This is a genomic window from Brevundimonas sp. ABV4_179 (genome assembly GCF_056311945.1).
Genome location: NZ_CM149976.1, coordinates 2,897,032 through 2,912,439, shown reverse-complemented (window position 1 = coordinate 2,912,439; position 15,408 = coordinate 2,897,032). Strand labels below are relative to the sequence as shown.

General features: G+C 66.0%; 13 protein-coding genes. 8 read left to right on the top strand and 5 right to left on the bottom strand.

Going from position 1 to position 15,408, the window contains the following annotated elements; genetic code table 11:
- Positions 1-26 precede the first annotated feature (26 nt).
- From ACYX4P_RS14220 to ACYX4P_RS14190, 7 genes are all read left to right on the top strand, one after another.
- Positions 27-1,265: a putative DNA modification/repair radical SAM protein gene (locus ACYX4P_RS14220; protein WP_248118966.1), complete on the top strand. Its 1,239-nt coding sequence runs from the start codon at positions 27-29 to the stop codon at positions 1,263-1,265.
- Entirely contained in the window at positions 1,265-2,716 is a 1,452-nt protein-coding gene (locus ACYX4P_RS14215; RefSeq protein WP_476069848.1) for a UdgX family uracil-DNA binding protein, read from the top strand. The genes ACYX4P_RS14220 and ACYX4P_RS14215 overlap by 1 nt, the downstream gene beginning before the upstream one ends.
- A 232-nt stretch (positions 2,717-2,948) precedes the next feature.
- Positions 2,949-4,064, top strand: coding sequence for an MlaE family ABC transporter permease (locus ACYX4P_RS14210; protein ID WP_248118968.1), 1,116 nt, complete (start codon positions 2,949-2,951; stop codon positions 4,062-4,064).
- Positions 4,061-4,855: an ABC transporter ATP-binding protein gene (locus ACYX4P_RS14205; RefSeq protein WP_248118969.1), complete on the top strand. Its 795-nt coding sequence runs from the start codon at positions 4,061-4,063 to the stop codon at positions 4,853-4,855. The genes ACYX4P_RS14210 and ACYX4P_RS14205 overlap by 4 nt, the downstream gene beginning before the upstream one ends.
- Before the next feature lie 12 nt (positions 4,856-4,867).
- A complete protein-coding gene (locus ACYX4P_RS14200) occupies positions 4,868-5,806 on the top strand; it encodes an MlaD family protein (protein ID WP_312572945.1) in 939 nt (312 codons plus the stop codon).
- Positions 5,803-6,465 (top strand): ABC-type transport auxiliary lipoprotein family protein, encoded by a 663-nt coding sequence (locus ACYX4P_RS14195; protein ID WP_248118971.1) that lies wholly within the window; start codon positions 5,803-5,805, stop codon positions 6,463-6,465. Before ACYX4P_RS14200 ends, ACYX4P_RS14195 begins: the two co-directional genes overlap by 4 nt.
- 80 nt (positions 6,466-6,545) lie before the next feature.
- On the top strand, positions 6,546-7,436 hold the full coding sequence (locus tag ACYX4P_RS14190; RefSeq protein WP_248118972.1) for a hypothetical protein: 891 nt from the start codon (positions 6,546-6,548) through the stop codon (positions 7,434-7,436).
- Positions 7,437-7,487: 51 nt separating this feature from the next.
- Here ACYX4P_RS14190 and uvrA read toward each other — a convergent pair whose 3' ends face one another.
- Positions 7,488-10,427, bottom strand: coding sequence for an excinuclease ABC subunit UvrA (gene uvrA / locus ACYX4P_RS14185; RefSeq protein WP_248118973.1), 2,940 nt, complete (start codon positions 10,425-10,427; stop codon positions 7,488-7,490).
- A 104-nt stretch (positions 10,428-10,531) separates the two neighbouring features.
- On the bottom strand, positions 10,532-11,062 hold the full coding sequence (locus ACYX4P_RS14180) for a group III truncated hemoglobin (RefSeq protein WP_476069843.1): 531 nt from the start codon (positions 11,060-11,062) through the stop codon (positions 10,532-10,534).
- A gap of 169 nt (positions 11,063-11,231) precedes the next feature.
- Here ACYX4P_RS14180 and ACYX4P_RS14175 point away from each other — a divergent pair, with 169 nt between their 5' ends.
- A complete protein-coding gene (locus tag ACYX4P_RS14175) occupies positions 11,232-12,842 on the top strand; it encodes an ABC-F family ATP-binding cassette domain-containing protein (protein ID WP_248118975.1) in 1,611 nt (536 codons plus the stop codon).
- Positions 12,843-13,047: 205 nt separating this feature from the next.
- Here the strand turns inward: ACYX4P_RS14175 and ACYX4P_RS14170 are convergent, their stop codons facing one another.
- Genes ACYX4P_RS14170 through ACYX4P_RS14160 form a run of 3 tightly spaced genes read right to left on the bottom strand, consistent with a single transcriptional unit; the run spans position 13,048 to position 15,408 of the window.
- Positions 13,048-14,625, bottom strand: coding sequence for an EAL domain-containing protein (locus ACYX4P_RS14170; RefSeq protein ID WP_248118976.1), 1,578 nt, complete (start codon positions 14,623-14,625; stop codon positions 13,048-13,050).
- 46 nt (positions 14,626-14,671) lie between these two features.
- Positions 14,672-15,109, bottom strand: a complete 438-nt coding sequence (locus ACYX4P_RS14165) for a flagellar basal-body protein FlbY (RefSeq protein WP_248118977.1) — start codon at positions 15,107-15,109, stop codon at positions 14,672-14,674.
- Positions 15,106-15,408, bottom strand: a complete 303-nt coding sequence (locus ACYX4P_RS14160) for a rod-binding protein (RefSeq protein WP_248118978.1) — start codon at positions 15,406-15,408, stop codon at positions 15,106-15,108. Before ACYX4P_RS14160 ends, ACYX4P_RS14165 begins: the two co-directional genes overlap by 4 nt.

Sequence of the window (15,408 nt, the reverse complement as noted above, 5' to 3'; positions counted from 1 at the left end):
TGGGACATAAGAACATAGCATGAACTATGGCGCGTCTCGATCTTCGTCGAAAACTGTCGGTTTTGGCCGATGCGGCGAAGTATGACGCCTCGTGTTCGTCGTCCGGTACGTCGAAGCGAAACTCGGTCGGGGGCAAGGGGATCGGTTCGACCGAAGGCATGGGCATCTGCCACGCCTATACGCCGGACGGGCGGTGCATCAGTCTGTTAAAGATACTGCTGACCAACTTCTGCATCTACGACTGCGCCTATTGCATCAATCGCGCGTCGTCGAATGTGGAGCGGGCGCGGTTCGATGTGGACGAAGTGGTCGACCTGACGCTGAACTTCTACAAGCGCAACTATATCGAAGGTCTGTTCCTGTCGTCGGGCGTGATCCGCAACAGCGATTATACGATGGAACAACTGGTTCTGGTGGCCAAGACGCTGCGAGAAGTCCACGATTTCCGGGGCTACATCCATCTGAAACTGATCCCCGAGGCAGACCCGCGATTGGTCGAGATGGCGGGCCTCTACGCAGACAGGCTGTCGGCCAATATCGAATTGCCGCGCGATGAGGCGCTGGCCCGACTGGCGCCGCAGAAGGATGTCGGGGTCATCAAGAAGGCGATGGGGCAGGTGCGGCTGGGCGTCGAGGCGGCTAAACCGGGCAGGCGCGACAAGGTCAAGCCGCCCAAATTTGCGCCCGGCGGCCAGAGCACTCAGCTGATCATTGGTGCGGACGGCGCGCCGGATACGGAAATCCTCGATCGCAGCGCCTCGCTCTATGGCGGATATGGCCTGCGCCGGGTCTATTATTCCGCCTTCAGCCCCATCCCGGATTCCAGCGCAATCCTGCCTTTGTCAAAGCCGCCGCTGATGCGCGAGCATCGGCTGTATCAGGCCGACTGGCTGATGCGGTTTTACGGCTTTTCGGCTCCGGAGATCGGTGAGGGGGCGGCGGGCGGCATGCTTGATCTCGCCATCGATCCCAAGCTGGCCTGGGCGCTGAACAAGCGTGAGCAGTTCCCCGTCGATGTGAACCGCGCGCCGCGTGAAATGCTGCTGCGCGTGCCGGGACTGGGTGTGAAGGCGGTGGATCGGATCGTGTCGGTCAGACGCTATCGAACGCTGCGGTTGGAGGATGTGGGGCGGCTGACGCGCTCGGTCGCCAAGGTGCGGCCCTTCATCACGGCGCTGGACTGGACGCCCGGCGCCCTGACAGACGCCGCCGACTTAAAGACGCAGGTGGGCGGCCGCGCGCCGGAACAGTTGAGCCTGTTCTGATGCCGGTCGCGGTCCTGAACGATGAGACGGACTTCGACGGCTGGCGGAAGGCCGCGAGGGCGTTTCGGCTGGCAGGCGTGGAGCCGGCTGCGGCGCGTTTCGCGGTCGCGGGCGGCGCCGGCCAGGGCGGTTTGTTCGACATCGCGTCAGGCTCGGATGTCATAGGCGCGCCGGTTGAGGCCGAGTTCACTGTCCCAAAGGCCTTTGTCGAACTGGCGGAAAGCGTCATCCTGCACCGCTCCGAGGATCGGTTCGATCTGATGTATCGGCTGCTGTGGCGGCTGAAGGACGACCCCGATCTCATCCGGGTGATCTCCGACCGCGACTTGGCCGATGCGCTGGAGCGGGCAAAGAACGTCAGCCGCGCCTCGCACAAGATGAAGGCCTTCGTGCGCTTTCGGCAGGTGCATGACGATCGGGGCGAGGCCTGGGTGGCCTGGTTCGAGCCGCCGCATCGCGTGCTGGAGAGAACCGCCCCCTTCTTCCAGCGGCGGTTCACGACCATGCGCTGGTCGATCCTGACGCCGGACGGTTCGGCCTTTTGGGATGGCGAGCGCCTGCGGTTCGGCCCGCCCGCGACGCGCGACATGGCCCCGGCCGAGGATGAGATCGAGGACTTCTGGAAGACCTACTATGCCTCGACCTTCAATCCGGCCCGACTGAAGGTGAAGACCATGCAGGGCGAGATGGCCAAGGGCTATTGGAAGAACCTGCCGGAGGCCGCGCTGATCCCGGAACTGGTCGCCGCCTCGTCGGTTCGAACCGAAGTCATGGTCGCCACGCCCGCCCCGTCTCCGAACCCCCGCTTCGCCCGCGCTCTCGCGCCCGATCTACACGCCGCGCGACCCGACGCCGAGGCGGTTCCCAGCACCTTGGCCGAGGTGGCCGAGGGGGTTCAGGCCTGCCGCCGTTGTGCCTTGTATCGCGATGCGACCCAGGGGGTGTGCGGCGAGGGCCCCAAGACGGCGCGGCTGATGATCGTCGGAGAACAGCCGGGCGATCAGGAGGATCTGGCCGGCCGCCCCTTCGTCGGACCGGCGGGCGAGGTGCTGGACATCGCCCTGGAGGAAGCAGGGATCGACCGATCCGATGTCTATGTCACCAACGCGGTGAAACACTTCAAACACGAGCCGCGCGGCAAGCGCCGTCTGCACAAGACGCCCAACGCCGGGGAGGTTCAGGCCTGCCGCTGGTGGCTGGACGCCGAGCGCAGGCTGATCAAGCCAGAGGTTATTCTGGCGTTGGGGGCCACGGCGGGGCTGGCGGTGCTCGGTCGAAAGCCGGCGGTCATGAGCGAACGGGGCGCCCCCTTGGCGCTGCCGGACGGCGAAACCGCCCTGCCGACCGTCCATCCCTCGTATCTGCTCCGCCTGCCCGATGTGGCGGCGAAGGCCGAGGCGCGTCGGCTGTTCATCGATGATCTGATCGCCGTTCGCGCGCGTATGGACTGAAGCAGAGAACGAATCCCGTTCGGCCGCGTTTGGCATCCACGCCAGCGTGACTGTTTGGCGAAACGATCCTGGGGGAGGCGGCCGCGACACGGTTCAGCGACAATCATCCGCGTGAATGTCATCGCGCGTTGACATCGGATGCCGCCTTGACCATTAGCGCGGCAGGGATTTCGGCTGCCCAGAAGGGCTGCCAGGGGATGATCGCGATGTCCGACCTGTCGTTCGAGGTCCGATGAACCAGGCGCAATACGAGATTGTGGAGACGGATGGCGCGGCAAGGCTGCGTCTGACCGGCGACTGGACCACAACGGCGCTCGGCCGCTTGCCGACGGAGCTGAGCCGCGACCTGGAAGGGCGCGAGATCGCCAGCATCGACACGTCCGATTTGGGCCGGTTCGACACCGCCGGCGCGCTGGCCCTGGTCCAGGCCTCCAGCGGGCGGCTGTCCAAGAGCCAGTGGAAGGATCGGCCCGAGGCCGGTCGCATCTATCACATGATCGAGTTGCTGGAGCGCAAGAGCGCCCCGGCGCCGAAACGGCCCAGCGCCTTCGTGCGAACCTTCGCCAAGATCGGTCGCGGGGTCTATGACTTCGGCGGCGAGGCCATGCTGTCCCTGACTTTCCTGGGTCGCCTGATGGCGGCGGTGGTCGAGGCTGTGCGACGTCCCGGCGGCATCCGCTGGCCCGCCTGGGTCAGCCAGGCCGAGCGGGCCGGCCTGGACGCCATTCCCATCGTCATGATCACCAACTTCTTCATCGGGGCGGTGGTGGCCTTCATCGGCGTCGATCTGCTGACCGATTTCGGGGCCCAGGTCTTTGCGGTGCAGCTGATCGGCGTGGCCATGTTCCGCGAGTTCGCCGTGGTGATCGCCTCGGTGTTGTTGGCCGGCCGCTCCTCCTCCGCCTTCGCCGCCGAGATCGGCTCCATGCGGATGAACCAGGAGGTCGACGCCATGCAGGTCATGGGCGTCAATCCGTTCCAGGCCCTGGTAGTGCCGCGCGTGGCCGCCCTGGTGCTGATGCTGCCCCTGCTGACGTTCATGGGCATGATCGGCGGGCTTGTCGGCGGCCTGGTCGTGTGTTGGAGCTCCCTGAGCCTGGGCCCGTCCTTCTTCTTCCAGCGTCTGGTCGAGGACGGCAGCATGGCCCAACACATGATGGTGGGTCTGGTGAAGGCGCCGGTCTTCGCCCTGGTCATCGCAGCCATCGGTTGCCGCCAAGGCATGTCTGTCGCTGGCGATGTCGAAAGCCTGGGACGCCGCGTGACGGCGGCCGTGGTTCAGGCCATCTTCGCCATCATCCTGCTGGACGCCGTGTTTGCTCTGATCTTCCTTGAGCTGAACATATGACCGACAGCACGACTGCAAAATCCGAACCGGAAAACCTGATCGAGGTTCGCGGCCTGCTGAGCCAATTCGGCGAGCGCACCATCCATGAGAACCTGGACCTCGACCTGCAACGCGGCGAGGTCATGGGCGTGGTCGGCGGGTCGGGTGCGGGCAAGACGGTCTTGTTGAACACCATCATCGGCCTGAAGGAACCCGAAGGCGGCTCGGTCAAGGTGTTGGGCTACGACCGTGCCAGCCTGACAGACGCGCAGTCGGCCGATATCGAACGCCGCACCGGCATTCTGTTCCAGCAGGGCGCACTATTCTCTTCGTTGACGGTGTTGGAGAACGTCGCCTCGCCCTTGGTCGAACACACCAAACTGCCCAAGTCGGTGATCTACGAACTGGCCGAGCTGAAGATCGCCATGGTCGGTCTGAAGCCCGAGCACCACTATCTGAAGCCCGCCGAACTGTCGGGCGGCATGAAGAAGCGCGCCGGTCTGGCCCGCGCCTTGGCGCTGGACCCTGAACTTGTCTTCCTGGACGAGCCGACCGCCGGCCTGGACCCGATCGGGGCGGCGGCCTTCGACGATCTGATCCGTCAGCTGGCCGACGACCTGGGCCTGTCGGTCTTCATGATCACCCACGATCTCGATACCCTCTACGCCATCTGCGACAAGGTCGCGGTCCTGGCGGACAAGCGGGTGGTCGAAAAGGCCACGGTGCAGGAGCTGGAACACTCCGACCATCCGTGGATCAAGGAATACTTCCTGGGGCCGCGCGGTCGCGCAGCCACCAAGACGGCGGCCTGAGGAGAGCCGAGCATGGAACGAGACGCACATTACGCCGCCGTTGGGATCGCCACCGTCTGCCTTCTGGCGGCGCTGGCGGTGTTCACCATCTGGCTGGCCCGGCTGCAGTTCAACCGCGACTACGACCTGTACGACATCGTCTTCTATGGACCGGTGAACGGGCTGTCGGAGGGTGGAGAGGTCCATTTCAACGGCATTCGCGTCGGTGAGGTGACCGATCTGAATATCGACACCAAACGCGGCGATCAGGTCATCGCCCGCGTCCGCGTGGACGGCACGACGCCGGTCCGCGTCACGTCGCGCGCCCAGCTGGAACCGCAGGGCATCACCGGCCTGAACTACATCCAGATCACCGCCGGCTCGCCCAATAGCGCGTTGCTGAGAGACCAATATCCCGACAATGTGGTGCCTGTGCTGCAGAGCCAGCCGTCGCCCATCGCCGAACTGCTCAGCGGATCGGGCACCGTGCTGGCCCAGACGGTGGACGCTTTGAACCGGATCAACCGCGTCATGTCCGACGACAACATCCGCAGCTTCTCGACCAGCGTAAAGAACGTCGAGGCCCTGACGACCGAGCTTGAAGCGCGCAAGGCCATCTTCCAACAGTTGGAAGAGGCCGTGACCAACGCCAACGCTGCCGTGAAGGAATATCAGGCCCTGGCCGTCGACACCCGCCAGATCATCAACACCGACGGTCGTCAGGCCATCGCCAACATCAACGCCGCCACGGCGGAGGCCCGTACGGCCATCGCCTCGGCCAACCGTTCGATCAGCGGTCTGGAACGGCCCTTGGGCGACTTCGCGACGTCCAGCCTGCCGCAACTGACCGGTACGATCGAAGAGTTGCAGGACGCCACCCGGTCGCTGCAGTCCCTGATCGATCAGGTTCGCGCCAGCCCGCGCGACTTCATCGGGCGTCCCCAATCCAAAGAGCTGGAGGTTCAGCCGTGATCAACCTTCCCGTCGTTCGTTCCGGCCTACGTCTCGCGGCGGGCGTCGCCGTCCTGTCGGCGCTGGGCGGGTGTTCTCTGCTGCGCACGCCTGACCCGGTGCAGAACTACCGCTTCGGCCTGCCGATGGAGGCGCCGTCCGCCATCGGCGACGCCCCTGCGCCCCTGACCGTCTCCATTCGTCGAATCGAGTTCCCGGAGGCGGCTGGCGACGACCGCATCCTGGGCGTCACGGGATTGGAGACCGCCTATATCGGCGGCGCGCGGTGGGTCTCGCCCGCTTCCACCCTGTTCGACGACAGCCTGAAGGCCGCCTTCGCCAACCGCGCGGACCGCATCCGCGTGCTGGGTCGGCGCGAGCCGGGCACGCCGCCGTTGGTGCTTCAGGTTACGGTCACGACGTTCGAGGCGCGCTACGCCGCGCCGGGCGCCGCGCCGGATGTGGTGATCACCGCCCGTGCTCAGTTGCGCTCGACGCCTGAGCGTCAGGCGAGCGGCACAGCCATCCGGCCCGAGCAGGGGCGTGCGGTCGAGCGGGTCTTCACCGTGACCCAGCCGGCTGGAGAGAACCGCGTCTCCGCCATCGTCGCGGCTTTCGACACCGCCACGCGCGACATAAACACCCAGATCGCGGACTGGACCATTCAGTCGGGACGGTGAGGCGGGCCAGTGCCCGCACACCAGGGGACGCCGGTTCGCGGATGCGTTAGGGTGACGGCGAATCTGCACCCGGAGTTGTCATGAGTTTTTCCGCCACCGACGCGGCCTTCGAAGGGTTCCGGGTCGTTCGCCGTCATCCGATCGTCGCCCTGGTCTGGGGCCTGACCTATCTGCTGCTGTACGTCGTCATGTTCGGATTCGGTGCGGACAAATGGGCGAACCTGATGGCGGCGGGCGAGGCGCTGGAACAGTCGGCCAATCCGTCCATCGCCGACTTCCAGGCCCTGGTGCCCCTCTACTCCAGCGCCTTCTTCCTGGCCGCGCCCCTTGGCATCGCCATCGGAACGGTTCTGAGCGCGGCTGTGGCGCGCTCGGTCCTGCGACCGCAGGAGTCGCGCTGGGGCTATCTGCGGCTCGGCATGGATGAAGTGCGGGTCCTCGTCGTCACTCTCGCCACCACCCTGATCGTCGGCTTGTCGTCCGCCGTGGCCATGACGGTGGTCGGCGCCGCGATCGGTGTCGGCGCCGCCTCGGGTCAGCCGCTGCTGATCCTGCCCGGTGTGCTGCTGATCTTCGCCGCCTTCGCCCTGGTTGTCTGGCTGGCGGTCAAGTTCAGCTTGGCCGTGCCGATGACGGTGGATCGCCGCAAGGTCGTGATCCTGGAATCCTTCTCGGCCACCAAGGGGCATTTTTGGCCGCTGCTGGGCATGGCGGTGATCGCCGTCATCATGTCCCTGATCGTCAGCATCCTGGGTATGATCATCGGAGCGGCGGCTGATCTGGTGACCGGGGGCGTGCAGAGCCTGTCGCGTTATGCGGACATGGGATTGGCCCAGGTCCTGGCCAACGCCTGGCCCGCGCTGCTGCTGTCCTCGATCGTCAACGCCTTCCTGTCGGCATTACAGTTGGCTGTCCTATACGCGCCGTTTTCGGCGGCTTGGCAGGACATTCGGGCGTTGAAGGGCCGTTGAGCCTCGACCTGTCCTCCTCGCCGCAAAAGCGAGGAGGACCGTCTGATCCCGTCAGGCTGACGCCTTGGCCTTCCTACGCGCCGGCTTGGCGTCGCCGCCCAGAGCCGCGACGCGGGCCTTGCGGCGCTCTTCGTGCCGATCCAGCACTTCCTTGAGGTATTTGCCGGTCCAGCTGGCGGTGTTGTCGGCGACCTGTTCGGGCGTGCCGACCGCGACGATCTCGCCGCCGCCGTCGCCGCCTTCCGGGCCGAAGTCCAGCAGATAGTCGGCGACCTTGATGACATCGAGATTGTGCTCGATCACCACGATGGTGTTGCCCGCCTCGACCAGTTCCTGAAGCACCTCGAGCAGTTTGCGGGTGTCTTCGAAATGCAGGCCGGTGGTCGGCTCGTCGAGGATATACAGGGTGCGGCCCGTGGCGCGTTTCGACAGCTCCTTGGACAGTTTGACCCGCTGGGCCTCGCCGCCCGACAGGGTGGTGGCGGGCTGGCCGACCTTGACGTAGCCCAGACCCACCCGCTCCAGCGTCAGCATCTTGTCGCGGATCGGCGGCACGGCCTTGAAGAAGCTGGCCGCCTCTTCGACCGTCATGTCCAGCACGTCGCTGATGGACTTGCCCTTGAACACGATCTCCAGCGTTTCGCGATTGTAGCGTTTGCCCTTGCAGACGTCGCAGGTGACGTAGACGTCGGGCAGGAAGTGCATCTCGATCTTGATGACGCCATCGCCCTGACACGCCTCGCAGCGCCCGCCCTTGACGTTAAAGCTGAACCGGCCCGGCCCATAGCCGCGCGCCTTGGATTCCGGCAGGCCCGCATACCAGTCGCGGATCGGCCCGAAGGCGCCGGTGTAGGTGGCGGGGTTAGAGCGCGGGGTGCGGCCGATGGGCGACTGGTCGATGTCGATGACCTTGTCGAAATGCTCCAGCCCCTCGATCCGGTCGAAGGGGGCGGGGGCTTCGGACGCATTGTTCAGGCGACGCGCGGCGGCCTTGTACAGGGTCTCGATGGTGAAGGTCGACTTGCCGCCGCCCGAGACGCCGGTGATGCAGGTGAAGACGCCGACCGGGATTTCGCCGGTGACATTCTTCAGATTGTTGCCGGTCGCGCCGCTGATCTTCAGCATCCGCTTGCGGTTGATCGGGCGTCGGCCATCGGCGGGGATTTCGATTTCCCGTTCGCCGGTCAGATATTTGCCGGTCAGGGAGTTAGGGTTGGCCATGACCTCGGCCGGGGTGCCCTCGGCGCAGACCGTGCCGCCGTGAACGCCCGCGGCCGGCCCCATGTCGATGACGTAGTCGGCGGTCAGGATGGCCTCTTCGTCGTGTTCGACCACCAGCACCGAATTGCCCAGATCGCGCAGACCCTTCAGGCTTTCCAACAGGCGTGTGTTGTCGCGCTGGTGCAGACCGATGGACGGTTCGTCCAGCACGTACAGAACGCCGGTCAGGCCCGAGCCGATCTGGGACGCCAGGCGGATGCGCTGGCTCTCGCCGCCCGACAGGGTGCCGGATGAGCGCGACATATTCAGATAGTCCAGGCCGACATTGTTCAGGAACCGCAGCCGGTCGCAAATCTCCTTCAGAATCCGCCGGGCGATCTCGGCCTGTTTGTCCGTCAGGCTTTCTTCGATGGTCGAGAACCACAGATAGGCCTTGGAGATCGAAAGCATGGAGATGTCGGCGATGTCCTCGCCCCCAACCTTGACCGCCAGGGCTTCAGGCTTCAGCCGCTTGCCGTGGCAGGCGTCGCATGGGGTTTCGGACTGGTAGCGACCCAGTTCCTCGCGCACCCAGGCGCTGTCCGTCTCACGCCAGCGGCGTTCAAGGTTGGGCAGGACGCCCTCGAACGGTTTGGACACCTCATATTTGCGGGCGTTGTCGTCGTAGGTGAATTTGATCTTCTCAGAGCCGGTTCCGTACAGGATCGCCTTGTGCGCCTGGGCCGGAAGTTCGCGCCACGCCACATCCATCGAGAAGCCATAGTGCAGCGACAGCGACTGCAGCGTCTGGGTGTAGAGGGGCGAAGGCCCGCGCGCCCAAGGTGCGACGGCCCCGGCGTGCAGGGTCTTGTCGCGGTCCGGGATGACCAGATCGGCGTCGAAGGCCAGTTTCACGCCCAGCCCGTCGCACACCGGACAGGCGCCGAAGGGGTTGTTGAACGAGAACAGGCGGGGCTCGATCTCGGAGATCGTGAAGCCGGACACCGGACAGGCGAACCGTTCCGAGAACAGGATGGTTTGGGGCGCGGTTTCGCCCTCGTTCGTGGACGCCCACTCGGCGTTGGCGACGCCGTCCGCCAGGCTCAGAGCGGTTTGCAGGCTGTCGGCGTAGCGGCCTTCCTGATCCGGCTTGGTGACGATCCGGTCCACGACGATGTCGATGTCGTGCTTGAACTTCTTGTCCAGCGTCGGCGCTTCGTCGATGGGGTAGAATTGTCCGTCGATCTTCAGGCGCTGGAAGCCCTGACGCTGCCACTCAGCGATCTCTTTCTTGTATTCGCCCTTGCGGCCGCGCACGACGGGGGCCAGCAGCAGGATGCGCTCTCCGTCCGGCAGGGCGGTCAGCTTGTCGACCATCTGGCTGATGGTCTGGCTCTCGATCGGCAGGCCGGTGGCGGGCGAATAGGGGATGCCCACGCGCGCCCAAAGCAGACGCATATAGTCGTGAATCTCGGTCACCGTGCCGACGGTCGAGCGCGGGTTCTTCGACGTGGTCTTCTGTTCGATGGAGATGGCCGGGGACAGACCCTCGATCAGGTCCACGTCCGGCTTGCCCATCAGCTCCAGAAACTGGCGCGCATAGGCCGACAGGCTCTCGACATAGCGACGCTGGCCCTCGGCATAGATGGTGTCGAACGCCAGAGAGGATTTGCCCGAGCCCGACAGGCCGGTCATCACCACCAGCTGTTCTCGCGGAATATCCAGGTCCACGCCCTTGAGATTGTGCTCGCGGGCGCCGCGAACGCGGATGAAGTTGTGCTTTTCAGTCATGGAGTCCGGGAACGCGGGGAGGGCCGGACGGCTCCGGCGCGACGACGCTATATGGGGATCAATTCGCGCTATTCAGCAAGAACAATGTGAGAACATTGCGGCTGCTATTCCGGCGTCCAGGCTTCAGCCTTGCGGATGAACCGCTCGCCCTTGGCCAGAATCGCGCCGCTGGCGGTGGCGACGCCCAACTCAAGGCTTTCGGCGATACGGCGGGCGCGTTCGATGAAATGGGCGGCGGCGACGGGCGGGCACAGCGTATGCGCCGTTTCCACGAACAACTCCAGCCAGCGGTCGAAGTGGCGGGCGTCGATCGGCAGGGGCAGGTGTTTGGGCATGGGGGGCCCCTGATAGGCGCCGGTCGAAAGGGCCACGGACGACCAGAATAGCTTCATCTGCGCCAGATGCGGCGCCCATTCCGTGATGTGGTCGGCGAAGATGGGGCCGATCAGATGGTCGTCCCGGACGCGGGCGTAGAAGCGCTCGACCAGGGCGTCGATCATGGCCTCGTCTATGCCGGTTTCGTCGCGCAGACGCTGAACGGATGCCTCGCGGCGGGCGGCGGCGCCGGCTGCGTCTTCGATGTGGAACGGACTGGGCATGGCGGTCAGATAGGGCGGGCGCCCGGGTTTGGCCATCGGACGTTCCGCCCCGGCTCACGCGGCCGTGTTCGTCGTCGGGCTTGCGCATCGTCCGATCTGGACCCATCCTCCGTGTTCTGAAGCGTTTTTGCAGAAGGTAAGAAGATCATGATCATCGCATTGGCCACCGGTTCCGCCCTGTCCGCCATGCTGCTCGTGCTCCTCAATGCCAACCAGCCCAAGCCGAAACGCGTCCCCGTCCGCACGCGCGACACTCGACAAGGTCGCCGCCAGGACGCCTGAGGGCGTAACCCTATTCGACAATCTGAGCCTGACGTTCGGGGCTGAGCGAACCGGCGTCGTCGGCCGTAACGGCGCAGGCAAGAGCACCCTGCTGCGCCTGATCTCGGGCGCCTCGGCGCCGGCCCAGGGGGCGGTGTCTCTTGCCGGGTCGGTCGGGGTTCTGGATCAGCGCCATGACCCAGCGCCGGACGAGACGGCGGCGCATACGCTGGGCGCCGCCGAGGGGCTGGCGATCATCGAGCGGGTCGTGGCCGGCGAGGGTTCAGCCGACGATCTGGCGAACGCCGACTGGACGCTGGAGGTGCGATTGCACGAGGCGCTGAGCGCCGTCGGACTGGCCGATCTGTCGCTGGATCGGCCGACCGCCAGCCTGAGCGGTGGGGAGCAGACCCGGTTGCGGCTGGCCGGTCTGATGCTGGCGCGACCGGACCTGATCCTGCTTGACGAGCCCACCAATCATCTGGATGCGGAGGCGCGGGCGTTGGTCGCCGAGGTGATCGGGCGCTGGGACGGCGGGGTCGTGGCGGTCAGCCATGACCGCGACCTGCTGCGCCGGATGGATCGGATCGTCGAGATGTCGAGCTTGGGCGTGGCGATCTATGGCGGCGGCTATGACCTTTATGCCGAGCGCAAGGCGGTCGAGCGGGAGGCGGCGGCGAGGGGGCTGGACGACGCCGAGCGCGACATGGCCCGCCTGGGCGCCGAGGCGCAGAAGCGGACGGTAACCAAGGCAAGGCGCGACGCGGCGGGCCGACGCAAGGCGGCCAAGGGCGATATGCCCAAGGTCCTGCTGGGCGCGCGCGCCGAGCGGGCCGAGAACAGCGGCGGGCGCGACCGGCTGCTGGCCGTTCGCCAGTCGGAAGAGGCCCAGGCCGCGCTGTCGGCGGCGCGAGAGCGGGTCGATCGGACACGCACCCTGTCGATCCCGATGCCTGCGACGGGTCTGGCGGCCGGCCGCACCGTGTTGGCGCTGGACCGGGCGGCATGGGCGACGCCGCAGGGCCGAGCCGTCGTCGGACCGATCGACCTGAGGATCGTCGGGCCGGAGCGGCTGGCGATCACCGGACCGAACGGATCGGGAAAGACGACGTTTCTGCGGCTGATCGTCGGGGATCTGGAGCCGAACGGGGGTTCGGTCGAGCGGCCGGTACGGGCGACACTGCTGGATCAAGAGGCGGCGATCCTTGATCGGAACGAGACGCTGGTCGAAGCGTGGCGACGGCTGAACCCCGACGGGTCCGCGAACGACGCCCAGGCGGCGCTGGCGCGGTTCCTGTTTCGCAATACGGCGGCGCATCGCCGGGTCGGAGACCTGTCAGGCGGCGAGCGGCTGAGAGCGGCGCTGGCCTGCGTCATGACGGGTCCGACCCCGCCGAAGTTGCTGGTGCTGGATGAACCCACGAACCATCTGGACCTGGAGTCGGTCGAAGCGGTCGAGGCGGCGTTGAAAGCTTACGACGGAGCGCTTGTCGTCGTCAGCCATGATGCGGACTTCCTGGCCGCGCTGGAGGTCACGCGCACCCTGGCCCTGTGATCGGACTTGGACTCCAAGTCAGAAAAAACAGTCCAACAAGTCCAACTTCTGGGTGGGTTTGAGTTTTCAAAGACCGAACGGATCATCGTCGCGTGGTTTAACCCTATGATAGGTCGATTGACGACGGTCGAGTTCAAGTCCTTGATCCGTCATGGCTTTACCGACGGAAACAAGATGGCTAAGTCGCAAACGCGACGTTCAGCCGTCAGCCCCAGGCTTCCACGGCGCCCTTGCGGCGGACCATCGAAGGGGTGTTGAGCTGGGTGCGGGGCTCGGCCTCGGCGCGGCCGAACAGCCAGCCCTGGCCGTATTCGACGCCCGCCGTCTTGAGCTCGTTGGCGACGCGGTCTGTCTCGATCATCTCGGCGATGGTCTCCAGCTTCATCGAGCGGCACAGTTCGACGATGCTATGCAGCATGGCCTTTGAGCGGTCGTCCGTTTCGATGTCGCGCACGATGGCGCCGTCGATCTTGACCGCGTCGACCGACAGTTTGCGCAGATAGTCGAAGGCGGCGGAGCCGGCGCCGAAGTCGTCGATACAGACCTTGATCCCGGCTTCGCGCAGGCTGGCCAGACGGCGGTCCGCCGCCTCGATGTCGGCGACGGCCGAGGTTTCGGTGACTTCGACGATCAGGCGGCGGCGTTCCTCGGGCGCGCCGGCGGTCATGCGCAGCAGCTGTTCGACATAGGTGTCGTCGCCCAGAGAGGCGCCCGAGACGTTGATCGCCATCTTCAGCAGACCGGCGCCGGGCTGTCGCATCCGTCTCAGCACCTTTTCGGCCACGGCCAGATCGAAGGATTCGATCAGGTCCAACTCTTCGGCCATGCGGATGGCGTCGGCAGGGCCGTTATTGCCCTTGAACCGCGCCAGGGCCTCGAAGTGATGGACGGCCCGCGAGTCCAGATGAACGATCGGCTGATAGTGGACCTGGAATTCGCGCGACTTCACCACGCTGCGGAAGGTTTCAGCGTCGCGGAAGGTGCGTTTCAGCGAGTCCGCGAAGGCGATCTGGGGATTGGCCAGGCCGTCGCCCTTCAAGCAGCCCTCAATAGCGAAACGCATGGCGCGCAGCACGCACAGAGAATCCGAACCGGGCGGCACGGGCGAGTTGAACGCCTCGGCCCCCAGCGACAGCCCTTCGGCGCGGCCCGCCTCGACGATCTCTGCGGCGATGTCGCGGCGGTCATTGGCGGGGCGCAACAGGGCGAAGCGCACAGCCGTCAACTGGGCGGCGCCCGATCCCTGGATAGCGGCCGATTGCAGGGTGGCCTCGATGCGTCGGTTCAGCCGATCAACCACATCGTCGCCCACGTTCTCCATCCCCTGTATGTCCAGGAAGGACAGGGCCAGGTCGGGGTTGGCTTCCAGCACGCGTCCTGCATCGGCCAGGAACGCATCCGGGTCCATCAGGGGGCGAGTTTCAAGATCGGCGACGGCGAAAGCCGGGCCGTCGTAGGAAATGGCGCAGGACACGGCGGGGGCCATCTGCGGCAGGACGAAGGCGCGGAAGGTCGCGCGCCTCACGCGGTCGGGGCCAGCCGAAACAAGAATGCAGGTTGGCGCGATCCGCACGCCAGCCTTCATCCCCTGCAGGGTCGCCAGGATCGCGGAGCCGTCGTGCAGCAGGTCGGCAAGCGGCCGCCCGGTCCATGTCGCGCCGGCGTCCTCGCCCGCCGCCGCGCCCGCGCCGATGGCGAAGGCGACGACGCCGTTCGGGGCCACCTCGACCAGGGTGTCGGCGGATGCGAAGGCCAGGCCAAGAAGACGGGTCGTCAGCGTCATGAGGCCATGCTGATCCACATGCGCTTAAAAAATCGGCAATGCCCGATCAGGCCATCCTGTTGAAGGCGACGGCGCGTCCGTCGCCCAGGGCCGCGCGGCCGTCGGCGGCATAGGCGCTGGGCGGCGTGCGGGCGGCTGTGACTTCGGCGGCGATGGTGCGGACCAGCCCCTCAGAAATCTGGCGCGCCGCCTCGACCGCGCGGGCATGGGCGTTCAGCACGGTGTCGAAGACCCGCGTGGCCTCGACCAAGGCCTTGCGGTCATCCAAAGGCGCGTCGCGCAGCAGGGCGGGATTGGCCTTCACATGGGCCGTGTCGCGCCGATACAGATTGGCCATCTCTTGGGTCTCGGCCAGACCGGCCGCGACATCCTGAGGCCGGCGGTCCGCAAAGGCCTGGGTTTCGGCCGACAGCCGATCGGTGAGCCGTTTGGTCAGGACGATCAGCTGGCGCACGCGCGCCTGGGCCAGTTCGCTGTCGCTCATCGCCGGCCCTCCTGCATCTTCAACATTTCGGACATGACCGGGCCGCTCAGGCCGATCCCGCCGGCTGCGACGGTGGTCTTGGCCATCTCGTCCAGCATGAAGCTGCGCCAGGTCCCCTCGGCCTGACCCCCGCCGAACAGGCCGTCGGTCGACAGGCCGTCGAACATCGGTTTCAGCATCTGAGAGATGAAGGTGGCCTCGAAGGCCTTGGCGGTTTCCTGTATCTTGTCGCGATTGGCGACCGTGGGCGCGGCGGCGGTCGGACGAAGCAGGTCGGCGGAGACGGTCAGGTCGGTCAT